The sequence below is a fragment of the Neobacillus sp. DY30 genome (assembly GCF_030123065.1).
GTDB lineage: Bacteria > Bacillota > Bacilli > Bacillales > Cytobacillaceae > Neobacillus.
In genome coordinates, this window is the sequence record NZ_CP126093.1 from 3,053,101 (window position 1) to 3,067,788 (window position 14,688).

At 33.7% G+C, this 14,688-nt stretch carries 9 protein-coding genes and 2 pseudogenes; 10 read left to right on the plus strand and 1 reads right to left on the minus strand.

What is annotated here, in order from left to right; all coding sequences use genetic code 11:
- The first annotated feature begins 347 nt into the window (after nucleotides 1-347).
- The 5 genes and pseudogenes from QNH29_RS14725 to QNH29_RS14745 all read left to right on the plus strand — a co-directional run bounded on the left by QNH29_RS14725 (nucleotide 348) and on the right by QNH29_RS14745 (nucleotide 6,212).
- Nucleotides 348-1,190 carry an RNA polymerase sigma factor gene (locus tag QNH29_RS14725; RefSeq protein WP_283865484.1) on the plus strand — a complete coding sequence of 281 codons (843 nt, stop codon included), beginning with the start codon at nucleotides 348-350 and terminating at the stop codon, nucleotides 1,188-1,190.
- A gap of 909 nt (nucleotides 1,191-2,099) precedes the next feature.
- Nucleotides 2,100-3,430: pseudogene (locus QNH29_RS14730) on the plus strand (CoA-disulfide reductase).
- A 255-nt stretch (nucleotides 3,431-3,685) separates the two neighbouring features.
- Entirely contained in the window at nucleotides 3,686-4,060 is a 375-nt protein-coding gene (locus QNH29_RS14735) for a GNAT family N-acetyltransferase (protein WP_283865485.1), read from the plus strand.
- A gap of 455 nt (nucleotides 4,061-4,515) precedes the next feature.
- Nucleotides 4,516-5,159, plus strand: a pseudogene (locus QNH29_RS14740) (DNA alkylation repair protein).
- A 132-nt stretch (nucleotides 5,160-5,291) separates the two neighbouring features.
- Nucleotides 5,292-6,212, plus strand: a complete 921-nt coding sequence (locus QNH29_RS14745) for a 3'-5' exonuclease (protein WP_283865486.1) — start codon at nucleotides 5,292-5,294, stop codon at nucleotides 6,210-6,212.
- 65 nt (nucleotides 6,213-6,277) lie between these two features.
- On the opposite strand, the gene QNH29_RS14750 is transcribed toward QNH29_RS14745, so the two are convergent.
- The gene (locus tag QNH29_RS14750) at nucleotides 6,278-7,114 is read right to left on the minus strand and encodes an ATP-dependent DNA ligase (RefSeq protein WP_283865487.1); all 837 of its coding nucleotides are present in this window, start codon (nucleotides 7,112-7,114) and stop codon (nucleotides 6,278-6,280) included.
- A gap of 172 nt (nucleotides 7,115-7,286) precedes the next feature.
- Here QNH29_RS14750 and QNH29_RS14755 point away from each other — a divergent pair, with 172 nt between their 5' ends.
- The 5 genes from QNH29_RS14755 to QNH29_RS14775 all read left to right on the plus strand — a co-directional run bounded on the left by QNH29_RS14755 (nucleotide 7,287) and on the right by QNH29_RS14775 (nucleotide 14,682).
- A complete protein-coding gene (locus tag QNH29_RS14755) occupies nucleotides 7,287-7,589 on the plus strand; it encodes a hypothetical protein (protein WP_283865488.1) in 303 nt (100 codons plus the stop codon).
- Nucleotides 7,590-8,051: 462 nt separating this feature from the next.
- Entirely contained in the window at nucleotides 8,052-8,855 is an 804-nt protein-coding gene (locus QNH29_RS14760; protein ID WP_283865489.1) for a toll/interleukin-1 receptor domain-containing protein, read from the plus strand.
- 9 nt (nucleotides 8,856-8,864) lie between these two features.
- A complete protein-coding gene (locus QNH29_RS14765) occupies nucleotides 8,865-9,311 on the plus strand; it encodes a hypothetical protein (protein ID WP_283865490.1) in 447 nt (148 codons plus the stop codon).
- A gap of 858 nt (nucleotides 9,312-10,169) precedes the next feature.
- Nucleotides 10,170-10,958, plus strand: a complete 789-nt coding sequence (locus QNH29_RS14770; RefSeq protein ID WP_283865491.1) for a TIR domain-containing protein — start codon at nucleotides 10,170-10,172, stop codon at nucleotides 10,956-10,958.
- Between the two features lie 937 nt (nucleotides 10,959-11,895).
- The gene (locus tag QNH29_RS14775) at nucleotides 11,896-14,682 is read left to right on the plus strand and encodes a hypothetical protein (RefSeq protein ID WP_283865492.1); all 2,787 of its coding nucleotides are present in this window, start codon (nucleotides 11,896-11,898) and stop codon (nucleotides 14,680-14,682) included.
- The last annotated feature ends 6 nt before the right edge of the window (nucleotides 14,683-14,688 follow it).

Below are 14,688 nucleotides of genomic sequence, written 5' to 3' on the forward strand. Positions count from 1 at the left end.
TGGGGACCACTGAAAAAGTAACGAAAAGGTAGAAAGCTCATATTATTGAGAGCTTCTACCTTTTTAATTTTATTATTAAGGTATCAATTTTAAGTTGCGCTTGAATTTCGTCAAAAGCAATGTAAACAAAATCAATTGAAAATCCACTCAAAATGCAAAAAACGCCTTCAAAAATCATTTTTGAAGGCGTTTTTGACGTTTCGTCCTAAAATTGCCCTCAAAAGTAGAATAGGGCAGTTCGATTTACTCAGCCAATCTCGTTACTGTAGAAGTACCGCCGTGAGCTTTCACGTAAAGTTCTCACGAAGGAAAACTTAAAACTTGGTGATGAGAGGGTGTTATTGAACATGAGTATAAAATCGGGTAATACGGATGAATTTAAGCAGTTTTCACAATTTAGTTCCCTTCAGGAATTTAATCAACATACGGAAATGTGGTTAGTAGAACACAAGCATGATTTTACCAAAGGAGAGCTGGTCGGATTAAAAAGGCTCGTGCGATTTGCTGCCAAAGTTCCCGGCGTTTGCAATGCCAAAATCGGAACCATCTTAAAATCCATTCACGCACAATACCATGATAACGGCATATCAAGATCTACCTTTAAACGAATGATCTTGAAAGCAATGGAATTTGGGATCATTACGGTCTTTGAAACAGAAAGGAAAAACGGTTCTCAGTCTAGTAATTTATATCAGTTTAATCGTTTTCCATCGAATGAACCACCCAAAGAGGAAAAAATGAACCACCAATATAAAACTAGTAATCTTATTAAAACTAATAATCAAAAGATAAATAAACGTTACGAAGAACCGTCAACATTAGACTATTCCTATGTAAGCAGCACAGTACCACAACCTTTTGTCCAATTGGTAAGATGCTTTTTCAGCGATGCAAAAACCATTGAAGAATATTGGCATATGGTGCAAATTACTGCTTTTCGCTTTGAGTGTACGAATGACACAGAGGATATACTAGACTTAACCATCCATGCCTTTAGACAACTGATTCGAAAAATAAAAAGAATCAATCTTGTGAAAAATCCGATCGCCTACTTTTATGGAATCTTAAACAACAAATTCATGACATTCTATTTGGAAAAGGTATCTGCAATGGGGACTACAACGCCTATATCCCACTCTTTTATAGATGGCATAGATCCAGACTGGGATTGGTTGCAGCCAAATGAATAAAGAATTTTATTGCCCTAATGGAACCAATTCGTAAAAAATGTCGGATCTTTGTCAAAATTCACAAGAATTATGACGGATACTGTTTACTATAGTCTGCAGTAAAAGGTCCTCATTAGCGTTTAATAGATTTGTGGGGTAACCGCCTAGATCGCTTTAATTAAGGAGTGGAGTACGATTATAATTAATATTTCTATTTTGATAAGAAAGTGATCCTTGTGATGGGTGAATATGACCAAAATGGGAAGCTGTATTCTTGGATCATGGTAGAAAAAACGACTTTACTGGTGGACAGAGCGCCACTACATTTATTAGACGATACATTAAAATACATAGGCTTTGATTTACGGGAGCGATAGCTGGGTAAATGCAATCAATTCCATATTATTATATAGGAAAAATGTAATTGTTGGGAGATTTATTCATTTTTTCATATCTTTTACCATTTTTATTTAGGAGCCAGAAATCTCTATTCGGTGGTTTTAATTCCTATTGTAATGTCATATGTGCGTTTGTTAAACGAGATCATGATTCCAACCAGCCTGAAACATGTTTATACAAGTAGGGGTGAATAGTTTAGTTGACGGAATCGATTCCCACGGGTCCGACGTTTTAGCCCGACTACTGTAATAATAAAAGCAATCATAAACAAAAGGTCAACCAGAAAAATAAAGTGTACCCGTTGTAAAGGACACTTTAAAATCTAGCTAACCTTATATTACGAACTGGTGCTTCAGTTTAACAAAGAAAATTGTAAATGTCGGTTCCTTTACAGGAATTCTACTTTTATATTTTGAATTTACTAAGCGTTGTAAAACCGCATTTTCCTGACTCTACCCCTTTAAGGGAATAAATCCTTCTTCATGATTAAAAATCAGTAATAAATGGAAAATAAAGAAAGGGAGGGATAGTATGAAAGTACTTATTATTGGTGGAGATGCAGCAGGTATGAGTGCTGCAATGCAAATTGTACGAAACAGTTCTGGACATGAAATCACTGTTTTAGAAAAGGGTGGAGTGTATTCGTACGGACAATGTGGCCTACCTTATGTGATCAGTGGGAAGATTGAGTCAACAGATAAGTTAATAGCACGTACACAGTCTACTTTTAAAGAGAAATATGGCATTGATGCACGAGTATATCATGAAGTCCAAAAGGTAGACACGGAAAATAAAATGGTAAGTGGAATAAACCATAGTAATGGTGAAACGTTTAGCTTTCCGTATGACCGCCTTCTTATTGCAACCGGCGTAGGCCCGGTCATTCCAAAGTGGGAGGGTGTTAAACTTCCAGGTGTTTTCACATTAAAGGCAATTCCTGATGCAAAGACAATCATGGATTATCTGGAGAAAGATATAAAAAATGTGACAGTTATTGGTGGTGGATACATTGGACTCGAAATGGCTGAAAGTTTTGCGGAGCTCGGCAAGAAGGTAACGATCATTGAAAGAAATGAGCAATTAGCAAAAATATTTGATAAAGAAATGGCAGAACTTATCCATGAAGAAGCAGTGAAGCAAAGCATTGAGTTAAAAATGGGTGAATCTGTTGAAGCATTCCTTGGTAGTGAGCATGTTGAATATGTGAAAACCGATAAAGGGAAGTATGAAACAGATTTAGTATTAGTCGCTGTAGGTGTGAAGCCAAATATTTTATTTTTAGAAGGGACTGGAATCAAAACAAGTGTTAATGGTTCTATTCAAGTAAATGCGTATATGCAAACAAGTATTAAAGATATCTATGCTGCAGGAGATTGTGCTACACAATATCATCGAGTAAAAGAAATGGATGATCATGTCCCATTGGGAACACATGCTAATAAGCAAGGTCAAATTGCCGGATTAAACATCGTTAATATACATAAAACATTTAAAGGTGTTGTAGGCACTTCAATCATAAAATTTTTCGATTTAACTTTAGGGAGAACAGGAATAACAGAAACAGAGGCAAAAATGCTGAACATCCCATGTGGTTCTGTAACAATTACATCAACAGATATCGCTGGTTATTATCCCAATAATAAAAAATGAATTTGAAACTTGTCTATCATAAAGAAACTTATAAAGTTCTTGGTGGGCAAATTATTGGGGAAAATGGGATCGACAAACGAATCGATGTTCTAGCAACTGCAATATTCCATTCGATGACAACCGATGAGCTGCTTGATTTAGATCTTGCGTACGCACCTCCATATAATGGTGTATGGAATCCTATTCAGCAAGCAGCTAGAAGAGTAAAGTAGCTTTAATACTAATTATTGACTGTATTAAAGTACTATCGGAATGCTTTTCCTTAATAACAATCTTCAGCAATCAGGCGCATGTCCTAATAAGGAATGTGTCTCTTTTTTAGAGTTAGAGGATATTAAGTAGTCTAGGGAGAATACGACTAGAATTATGTGAAATATTAAACTAAAAGTACGGGCAGGTTACTTGAAGAAGGAATTTCGTTTCGATTAGGAGAATAAAGTAAGGAATTGTTGCAATGGAGGGAACAGATGGATATTAGAGAAGCTAAAATCAATGATGTTCCTGATTTGGTGTTATTAATAGAACAACTTGGTTATCCAACCTCAGTCGATAATTTTAAAAGTAGATTTAATGCTATTGTTGACAATCCAAACTATCATACATTAGTGGCTGAATTGGATGGGAAAATCGTTGGAATGGCAGGATTGTGTACGGGGTTGTCCTATGAATATGATGGTTCTTACGTTCGGATTGTAGCCTTCGTTGTGGATTTAAATTATCGGAGGAATGGAATAGGTGAAAAACTAATACAACAGTCAGAAAGTTGGGCAAGAGAACAAGGAGCTAATGCAATAGCATTAAACAGCTTGAAGAAAGAAAAGGTGCACATCAATTCTATTTAAATATGGGATATGAAACCAAAAGTATTGGATTCAGTAAAAGTCTCATTTAACTAAAGGGTTCTTATCTTTGAAAACGAATCTTAGAGGATTTGGAAACACTCCAAGTTCTTTTGAGTTTCAACTACAGGATGATAATAACCGAGCTGGGGAAAAATGAATAAGGTTTTTGGAGTTAACCCCTTCTTGTTAACTAATGGGTGCGTTTCTTTAAAAGGAATGCTCTTTTCGTATCCAATTAAAAGGAAGTAATGTTACTTTTATATTAAAGATGGTTGCTCTTCTATTATATGTGGAGAAAGCTTTACGATATATACTACAATATTAACTTTGAAGGCACACCACTGCAATAAAATTCATAGCTAAATTAAGTTCTTGATATATCCCGTCAAGGACTTATAATGAAACAGTGCATTAATAGAGGAGTTGTATAAAATGGATGAAAAAAAGATACAGAAATAAAACGCTCTTCAAAAGCAGAAAATATTCTACATCAGATTAATAGTAAAACTAAGCTAGGAGACTTGCGAAAAATCGCGAAGGACATTAAAAAAGATCATGAACTAGCAATGGAACTTTGGTCAACCGAAGAGTTTTTGCCCAGACTATTAGCAATCTTAATTATGGACAAAAACTACTTTCACAAGATGTGCTAAATAAGCTTGATCAGGATATGCAGATTCACACTTTTAATGAGCGAAATAACTTAATGGATTGGTTAATGGCTAATCAGCTCACCAAAGACAAGAAGAAAATTGCATTGATGGAGTCATGGGAAAATAGTCCTTCTGCTCTTCAAAGGCGAGCTTTCTGGTATTATCAAGGGCGCTTGAGATGGACTGGACAAACACCGCCTGATAACACCGCATACTTACTATCTGCATTAGAAGCTAATATTACGCAGGAAGAACCGGAAGTTCAATGGGCTATGAATTTCACTGCAGGCTGGATAGGCGTTTATGATGAAAAGAATCGTGCACGTTGTATTAATCTTGGTCAGAAAACGGGTCTTTACAAAGATGAAAAAGTAGCAAAAGGATGTACTCCCAGCTATTTACCGGAGTTCATTACAATTGAAGTTAACAAACGACATAATAATTAGTTACCCTCAATATTGGTAATTTGAGGTCAGTCCCCGGTGAAGTAAAGCTTTACTTCGCCGGGGACTGACCCCATTTTTGGCTCTGACCTCAACCTGTTTACCAACTTCCGGAGATATTTTGATCATAGTGAAATGCTGAAGATAGAAAGTACCTACCGAAATTCTCAACAACTAATTGACTATGCCGGAAAATTCGTAATGAAAAACAATAAACAAATCGTTAAAAACCTATCTTCTTTCAAGAGAAAAGAGGCCCCAATTAAGCTCTATGGTTTTGTAGGCCAAGAAGTGTATAGGACATTAAAACACATCATTGAAGAAATTGTACAAGAGTATGGAGAAAAGGCAGAAATTATGTTGCTGGGGAGAAATAACTTTGATATAAACGTCTTCGGAAATGATCCTGAGTTTAATATTATAAATAATAAAGAGGGAGTTAAAGTTAGGTATAAAAGATATCCTACCTTAAATATGTTCTTTCTGACGGCCCATAAGTCTAAAGGCTTAGAAGCGGAAAATGTCATTATTATAAATGCTTCCAATAGCAATAATGGCTTCCCGAATCGTATGGCTGATGACCCAATATTGTCGTTGGTATTAACGGCATCAGACGAATATTTGTTTGCTGAAGAACGCCGGCTGTTTTATGTGGCTTTGACTAGGACTAAAAACAACACCTACATTTTGGTACCGGATATGAATATGTCTACATTTATTAAAGAGTTAAAAGAAGACTTCAGTATAATCTATACGATAATTGAAGGAAACACCATCATATCAAATAATCCAAGATGCCCCCATTGTATGGATGGTTCTTTAGTACCGAGGGAAAACCAAAGCACCAAAGAACGGTTTCTTGGATGCACCAATTACCCTCTGTGTGATCACACAATTAATGATATATCGATATTAAAGACCCCCATTAAATGCACAGATTGTGGTGGGTATATGGTTCGGAGGAGGGGTTCAAGAGGAGAGTTTTTTGGATGCACGAATTTTAAAAAAGGGTGTAGGAATACCAAAGGTATCGATAGAATAGCATTTATTTATTAAACTCGCACAAGAGGGAGTTTTAAAAAAAGTAGGCAATAAAAGCCCTTCAAAAAAAAAGAAGGGCTTTATGCATTGTTTGAAACGTAGGAAGGGAGCCTGAGAAGGCCAGCCTTGGTAATATTTCTGTATTTTATTTTATATGGTACAGGTTCAATAAAGATAAATTTATCATTCTCTTCTATTTTTGGTCTCTGGTAGATCCTTCTTCTTTCTTCTATTGGAACTCCTAGTTCCATGACACCTGCATACCTACCATCCTCATATGATAAAAGCCAACCAAATTCATCTTTTCTATACCCTTTAACGAACACATTGGTATATTGGTAATTAATGACCTTAAGCCAGGAATGTGACCTTTTACCAATTTCATAAATGCTGTCCTTCTTCTTCAGGATGATTCCTTCGAGGTTTTGCTCTTTGATAAGTTCAAAAAGAGCAGTACCGCTGCCTTCAATGCTCATCACTTTAGACAGTATGGGGGTATTAACTGGTATGACACCATCAAGGATTTCTTTTCGTTTATAAAGTGGCAGGTGAATAACCTTCTCACCTTTATGGTACAGTACGTCAAATACTACGAATGATACCGGCTCATGCTTAGCAAGATATGTCACCTTGTCTGAATTAAAAACTGAAAATCTACTCATAACTGCTTCGAAATCTGGTTTTCCAGATGAATCTGTAATTACAACTTCGCCGTCCAGAACGGTTCCTTTAGGAATGTTTAAATTCAAAAGTTCAGGAAAGCGGGTGGTAATATCAGTATGATGGCGGGTATAAAGCTTTTTATCTTCTATATGGGAATAAATGAGTCGGAAACCATCCATTTTCAGTTCCGACACGTAATCATCATGATCGAACGGTTCATCTGTTTTATGGAGCAACATTGGGCTAATAAACATTTTTATCACCTCTATCCAATGATACTACGAAAATACAAGACTGAAATTAGGGGAAAAATGGAATTATTTCCTCCGGGTATACGAGAGCTCTATATAATTCATATTAAATTCATAATTTTTCCATCCATCTTAAATTACAAACCTCATACTAAAGGTAAAAGGAGTGTTTGCATTGAGTCGATTTGTTATGATGGAATTACAAATGAAAGAAGACTTACCTATGTTATACGACATTTATTTTGGGGGACAGGTTCTACTTCATTATGAAGAGGAGATTCCTTTTATTGTTGTGGGTACTACCTCAAAAATGGAACGAGAGGCTGCGATTGAACTTTTAAGAGGTTGCGAAGCATTTAAAGCATACTACAAGCATTTATTTGGAACTGAAGTAAAAGCATTTGTGACGGATGATAAACAATTCAAAAAAGTGGATAATTGGATGCACTATTTTCATCCTAATGGAATTTATAGATAATTTTGGATGTTCAACTAAAATTAGATTTATTTAATTCGGTAAATGGTACCGGTAGTCTGGATAATGGAAGGTTGATGGTTCCCAATGTATAACCGGGCTACATATTTAACATGGGCTTGTTTGATTAATATTGGTCCCTGGACAATACATCTGTTCCTGAATATAAAGCCCTTCCGTATTGGAGGGGCATTATTCTTGTCAGGATAAATGAAAAAGCTATTCATTCCAGTGGGCTTTCTCCAGGTTCTTCACAGGCTATGTAATATCTTCTTCATCTACTTCCAAAATTCATAAGCTACCTTTTCAGGTTTCCTTGTCTCTATTGGTTGAAAATTAATGCAGTTAATATTATTATTGGAATTAAGGTCAAATATAGTCAAAGTAAAAGAAATATTGAATTTATTATTTAAGAAACCTACATCTAACATGCAGTCTATAACTTTTAAAAATGGGGGAATATAAATGTTTGCAGGATTTAACTTAGTAACGGCTAATGCTTTAGCACCAGATTTTATCGAAAGAGGAAAGATTATTTATAATGAAAATAAGAAACAAGTTCAAAAAGAATTACATAAGTTTCTTCAAGATGATAATAGTTTAGATGGGACAGCTATGCGTGATAACTGGTTTCCTCAAATTAAAGCTGATGTTTTTATATCGCATTCTCATAATGATCAAAATATTGCATTAGGATTGGCTGGTTGGCTTAAAGAACATTTTAGACTTACTGCATTTATTGATTCTTCTGTTTGGGGATATGCAGGTGATTTATTGAAGGAAATCGATGACAAATATTGTTTACAGAATGGTGGTAATTATAATTATCAAAAAAGAAATCACTCTACAAGTCATGTTCATATGATGTTATCGACAGCTCTTACTATGATGATGGATAATGCAGAATGTTTAATATTTATTAACTCTCAAAATTCGATTGAAACTAAAGGTGCAATTGAACAAACAAAATCTCCTTGGATCTACCTTGAGATTGCTATGTCAAAATTAATAAGAAAAAACGAACCTGAAAGAAATTCAATAATAATAAAAAAAGCATTTGAAATTTCAGAACAACTAACAATTAAATATAATCTTGATTTAAATCATCTTGCTAACATAAATTATAATCACTTGGATAAGTGGTATAGCATGTTTAATAAAACAGTTACAATTAGTAAAGGGGAAGTACACCCATTAGATGTACTATATAAGCAGCATGGTTTTATTGAGAATTTAGATATTTTAAATGAATTTATGAAGGTAAGATAGGAGGATAAAATGGAAAGAAAACTAAAACATCTTGAAATGCTTCAAAATATTATATGCCGAATGGCAAATAACTCCTTTTTACTAAAAGGGTGGACAGTTACCCTGGTTGTTGGGTTATTTGCATTTGCAAATGTTAAAGAAATGGAACCAAAATTTATGATATTAGCATTACTTCCTACTATTTCTTTTTGGATATTGGATGGCTTTTTTCTACATCAAGAATGGTTATTTCGTGCATTGTATAACTATACAACAACTTTAGATGAAGATAATATTGATTTTTTGATGGACCCTACTTCATTTAATACAAAAGAACGTAGTTGGAAAAAAGCTATTATTTCAAAAACCTTAAGGCTATTCTATTTACCTATTTTATTGGTAGTGATTATCGCAATTGCTATTAGTTTAATGGATGGCGATAAATGTATCTTACTAACAAAATTAGTAAATTTGTAAAGTTGCAAGGAAAAAGCTCATTTATTGGGCTCTTTTTTTGTTTGTTAATAATATTATTACAGGGGAAAACACAATTAGTACCCTCACTATTTGTCCCAAGTTGCACTGAAAAATGGCAGAAGTGGCACTTTGCATGGCTGTATACTCAGTATAAGAAAACTCGCCTACTTTAAATTTGAGGCGAGTTTTGCTTTTTTATGTACTTTTACAATGTCTTTAGCGTCTGTTCACTTTAACTTTTTTTATTCTCCCTTAATATCCCCCTAAACCTCCACCAAAAGGCTGGTGGGGAATACTAACTAAAACTATGCAGAATAAAAAAACTAGAAACTGCGTTATATCAACGCTTCTAGGGTTATTATGATTGCTGTTTAATAAGCAGATCAATTAACGTGAGAAGTACTCACCTGAAGAAATATCCAAGTAATGTTTTCTCCAATAAGAGGTAAGCTGAATTTAAATGATTTTTCATTTACGGCAAAGAAAGATTTGATAAAAATAAAAAACCATGCCGCATACCTGAGGAAGGTTGATTTGGCAAGGTTTCTCGTACGTCCCGAAGAGGATTCGAACCTCCGACCTACAGTTTAGGAAACTGTTCGTTATTGTCCGGTGAGTTAATCGTTATATAAATCGCTTAAGTCATCGAATTGTCAGCGGATTGATTGACCGATAGCTTAATCGTAAGTATGGCTTTCTATTTTGTAACCTACATACGCAATTTTGCCGATATTCAGCGAAATGTCAAGTCGTGTCATCAGAAACATGGATTTACTTTCTTTGCATGTAATAATTTGGAGGAAATTAAGGTTTTCTATCGAATATTAGTTTATTAATATTATCAAAGGAGTGACATTTTTGGAAAATGGCCAAAAAACATTAGAAGATTTGCTAAATACTGGTGAGAGCTTTAACTATTTAAATTTTGCTTCTCGCGGTGAATATGGTTATCCAAAAGCATATCTTCCCGATTATAACTCATGGATAGCAAAGGTAGAATCTGTAATAATATATGTTTTTGGAAAAAGTAGTCCTATTCATGAAATGTTTAAGAGGAATGAAAGTTTTAGACCTCTCGGTAACGATTCAGACCAATTCGAAAATCAACACAATGCTATTATGGGTGCTTTAAAGGCAGGTATTGGTTTAGTGTCATTTGTACCGCAAGAAGAAGCTGAGGATAAGTTTAAAGGAAATAATAAGGTATTTATTGTCCATGGGCACGACGAACGACTAAAAGATCAAACATCTATATTTTTAAGTGAATTAGGACTTGAACCCATTGTTCTACACAGGCAGGCAGATGAGGGTTTAACAATAATAGAAAAGTTTGAGAAATATAGTGATGTGGGGTTTGCGTTTATCCTGTTAACCCCTGACGATATTGGTTATCCTGTAAAGGAAGAGGAAAAAAGTGAAGCAGATCGTTTAAAAGAACATCGGGCTAGACAAAATGTAATATTTGAATTTGGATATTTTATTGGAAAACTTGGACGTCGTCGTGTTTGTTGTTTATACAAAGAAGGCGTTACTCTTCCTAATGATGTTTCGGGCTATCTATATAAAAAAGTTAATAACAATATTGAAGAAGTTGCGTACACAATTGTTAAAGATTTAAAGGCAGTTGGTGTTGAAGTTAGTATATAAAATTTAAGAACCTCGTATAACAAACGAGGTTTTTTATTTTTTATACAATGCAGCCGCAAGTGTCATACCTTACTGTTTGATTGCAAATTTGTATATTACTTAATGGGCTAGTAGGTGCCATGCTTGGTGCCCTAATTTTTAAAATTACAAATCACAAGAAAACATTAGTAACCAAGAAAGCTTGATTCATCAGTACTTGAGGGTACATCAATATACTAGAAAAACAGATGCCAGCAAACTTCAAAACTGATTGAGACTATGTTCTAGTGCTTGTATTTGTATCTCTGGTTTGTCTCTCCAACTGCGCTATAAAAGGTTTTTGATTATTAGAGGAGTAAGTAAGAGTGGTTTTAATCTTTTACTAAAGGTATGATTGGTCACATTATGGTCACATAATTTAATTTACAAACTTTGACGGAGTGAATGAATGATGTTTCCATATGCTCCTCTTCTGCCGTAGGATCAATTTTGGATAACAGCATATACAAAAATATTAACTAATGTTGGAAATAGGCTTGTAATGGTGACTTGATAGGAATAAAATTTAAATATAGTATTTTTTCCCTATTAAGGAAGATAAAATTTTAAATTTTATGGGTTATTTCAATAGCTGAAAAGAGGCTAGGGTTTTCCAATTGGCAATGTACATGAAAACCGCGATATTTTTGTTTATAAAAACATTAATGCAAGCGATTTCAAAAGACTAGGCGAAGGACAAACTGTCGAATGGGCCTTGTTATACAATATAGCATTTTTTGGAGAGTTCTTTTGTGGAATAAAATGGGAAATACTTTCAAGAATTGGATTTGTTTCTTAAACATATAATAATTTACTTATCAATTTTGAATGAGTAAGAGTTGAAAAAAAGATGACTTTTCTTCATATATTATTTTAAAACAATTAATTACCACATTTTTGGGGAAGGGAAGGGATAGGATTGAAAACTAAAATCACTTCAAAAGAAATATCCCTTATCAACTATGATAGCTGGAATAAAATTTTATGTGAACATTTCTTTAATAAAAAGAATGAGAAAAAAATAGTTTACCTATATGTAAACGAGAATCTCATTAAAAAATTGGGTGCAAAATTAGGAATAAGTGGAGATGATGCTATGTCATCATTTTGTAAAAGTGTCCGATCATTTGGTAGAAATGAACCTGACCTGGTATTTGAAAAGGCGTATATATGGGGCAGAAAATGGTTTAACCAAGGGATTATTGGGTACCCTCCGTTTATTGCTGTTTTGGCATTAACGGTTTTAGCTGCAACTAAGATGAAAGGAAATAGAGAAAAAGGAATAGGTGCGGGAAATTATTATCTAAGATTAAGAGGTTTACTGGAACTTAAGGGAGAGGGTAGGCCTTTTTACTTTGAGAAAACAAAAATATTATGGAGTTACCTTACTTCTTGGCAAAAGGAAAATAAGGGGAGATTTGGGTACACTAACGTATTTAGATATGGCCAACCATATGTAGGCTATCCTATGTCACAGTGTTTAGTTAAAGATGCTGATAGACAACTACTTTACGAGTTTTTCTATTGGGCAGGACTTCGACCAGGATTAAAAGTTAATGCCAATTCAATGAGGGAGCAATTTGAATTGTTTCTTTCAACAAAAATTTGTAGGCTTTCTAGATTATTTTTTAATAAAAGCAAAGGTATACAAGAGGGGATAATTCAGGCAGTCCTATTTGAATATCAAAACTGGAATGGTACTAATAATCTAGATCCTCGGGAGAGTGCAATAGATATACAAGAAAAAAATAAGCCAAAGAAATATAATTTATTTTTGCGTATTGATGAAGACAAACAGACTAATTTTTTTAATCCAAAAATAAAATTGGGTTTATTTTCGATTGTAGATGAAGATACAATTTTTAAAGAAAATATGGAGAATGAAGAACTTGAAGGCTTTCGTTATAATAACAACACTTTTTATAAAGAAGTTATTTTAAATCAAGATACATTGATTAATAATAAACATTCCTATTCGCTTCTTAATAACCAACTTGAATTAGTGTTTGAAGGAGGGAATCTGTTTTTTCTTCACCGTGGAACTGATTTAGGAATTAACGGTTGGATAAATAGGGATAGCATTGTACAGGGGAAGGATCACATTGCATTATTTAGTTCGGAGGCTGAAAAGATTGTAAGAACTTGGATTGATCTCAATAAATTCTTATATAAGGAAATTACAATTTCAAACCTATCTTCGTCGTGGAAATGTTTATTAGTTAAAGTGCATGAAAAAGAAATTTTAGGTTCGGAAGAATTGGAAAAACAATTCTTATTTACTCAAGCACAAGATAAAATTACATTTCAAGAAGGACTCAAAGTAGGTAATATGGAATGGCTATTAGATGCACCACCTGAGGTATCTATTATTACAACCCCCAAAACCACAATCTTTATTAATGATGTCCCAGTACTTAGTTTAATTAATGGAGAGGATACAATTAATCTCAAAAATATTCATTTAAAGGAATCCCAAATTTATAGAATTCGGTTCAATGATATCCAGAAAACAATTCTATTAAAGAATAACCATGAAAACCTGATTACATTTTCTGAATTTAAACCTAAGGAATTTTCAGATGGGAAACTTAAAATTGCAGGCACCTACATTTATGATGTATTGGAGACCTATCCTAGACCATATAAGCAAAAAGGATTTAAAGCTTTTTTAAGTTCTAAAAATACACATACAAGCAAAATAATACCCAAGTTTATTAATGCTATGCCTTTTAATTTAAATCGTGACTATTTGAATATGGGTGTTCGTTTTAGTGCCGATGATCCTACTAAAGTAAGACCGATAGATTTATTCTTTGAATATTTAACAATTAGAAAAGAGGGAAACTGGGATTCGTTTTTAAAAGGAATAAAATGGTGTTTCGGTTCAGAGGATATAGGTTTAACCGCGTATAAAGTAAGGCAAAAACTTTCTCAATTAGGGTTTGTTGAATTTATAAGAGACGGTGATTCCAATAAATATTTTTGGAATGTAATCCCGATGTCTATTGCGGTTCTTCCTTCTAAAGACCCTATTGTCTACCTAACCGGCGGACGTACAAGAGAATCAACTAAACAACTAAAGGGGTTTGCAGAAAGAAAGATAAAGATTATCCAATCAATTCCTAATTCACATTATGAACCTTTATCAATATATTTATTGGGAAATACCTTAGATAGTTTAGAAGAATTTTTAAACACTTTAAGTATTAAATTCAACTGGGGATTGGATTATTTTAGCTACGATTTATTAAGGTGTTTACCTATATTAAATGAATATATAAATAACGCTTCGGAATATCAAGAACCAAGAAGTAATAACACCTATTGGGTAGTTAAAGGCTGGGATCTTTTTAGCCATAAATGGATTAAAGATAAAGATTCCCCATTAAAGATATATTTAAATGGTTTTGGCCAATACATTTGTTTATATAAAACATCTAACAATAAAACTTTAAAGTTAAGCAGAGAAATAGGAAAACTATATTATGCACAACTACAAGGGGTTTCACTTTTACAATATAAAAATTATGAATTAAAGGTTAAACAAGGATATGAGTTACCAGAGCTCTATGAAAGAGTATTAACTTCATGTGTAGGACAATGTCCAGTAGAAGGAAATGGATATAGGGTTTATAGAAATGTTCCGCATGAAATTGCTATTTCCTTAGCGTATAAATTAGGTTTCCAGTTAAATTTTAATTTTTAGAGGTGT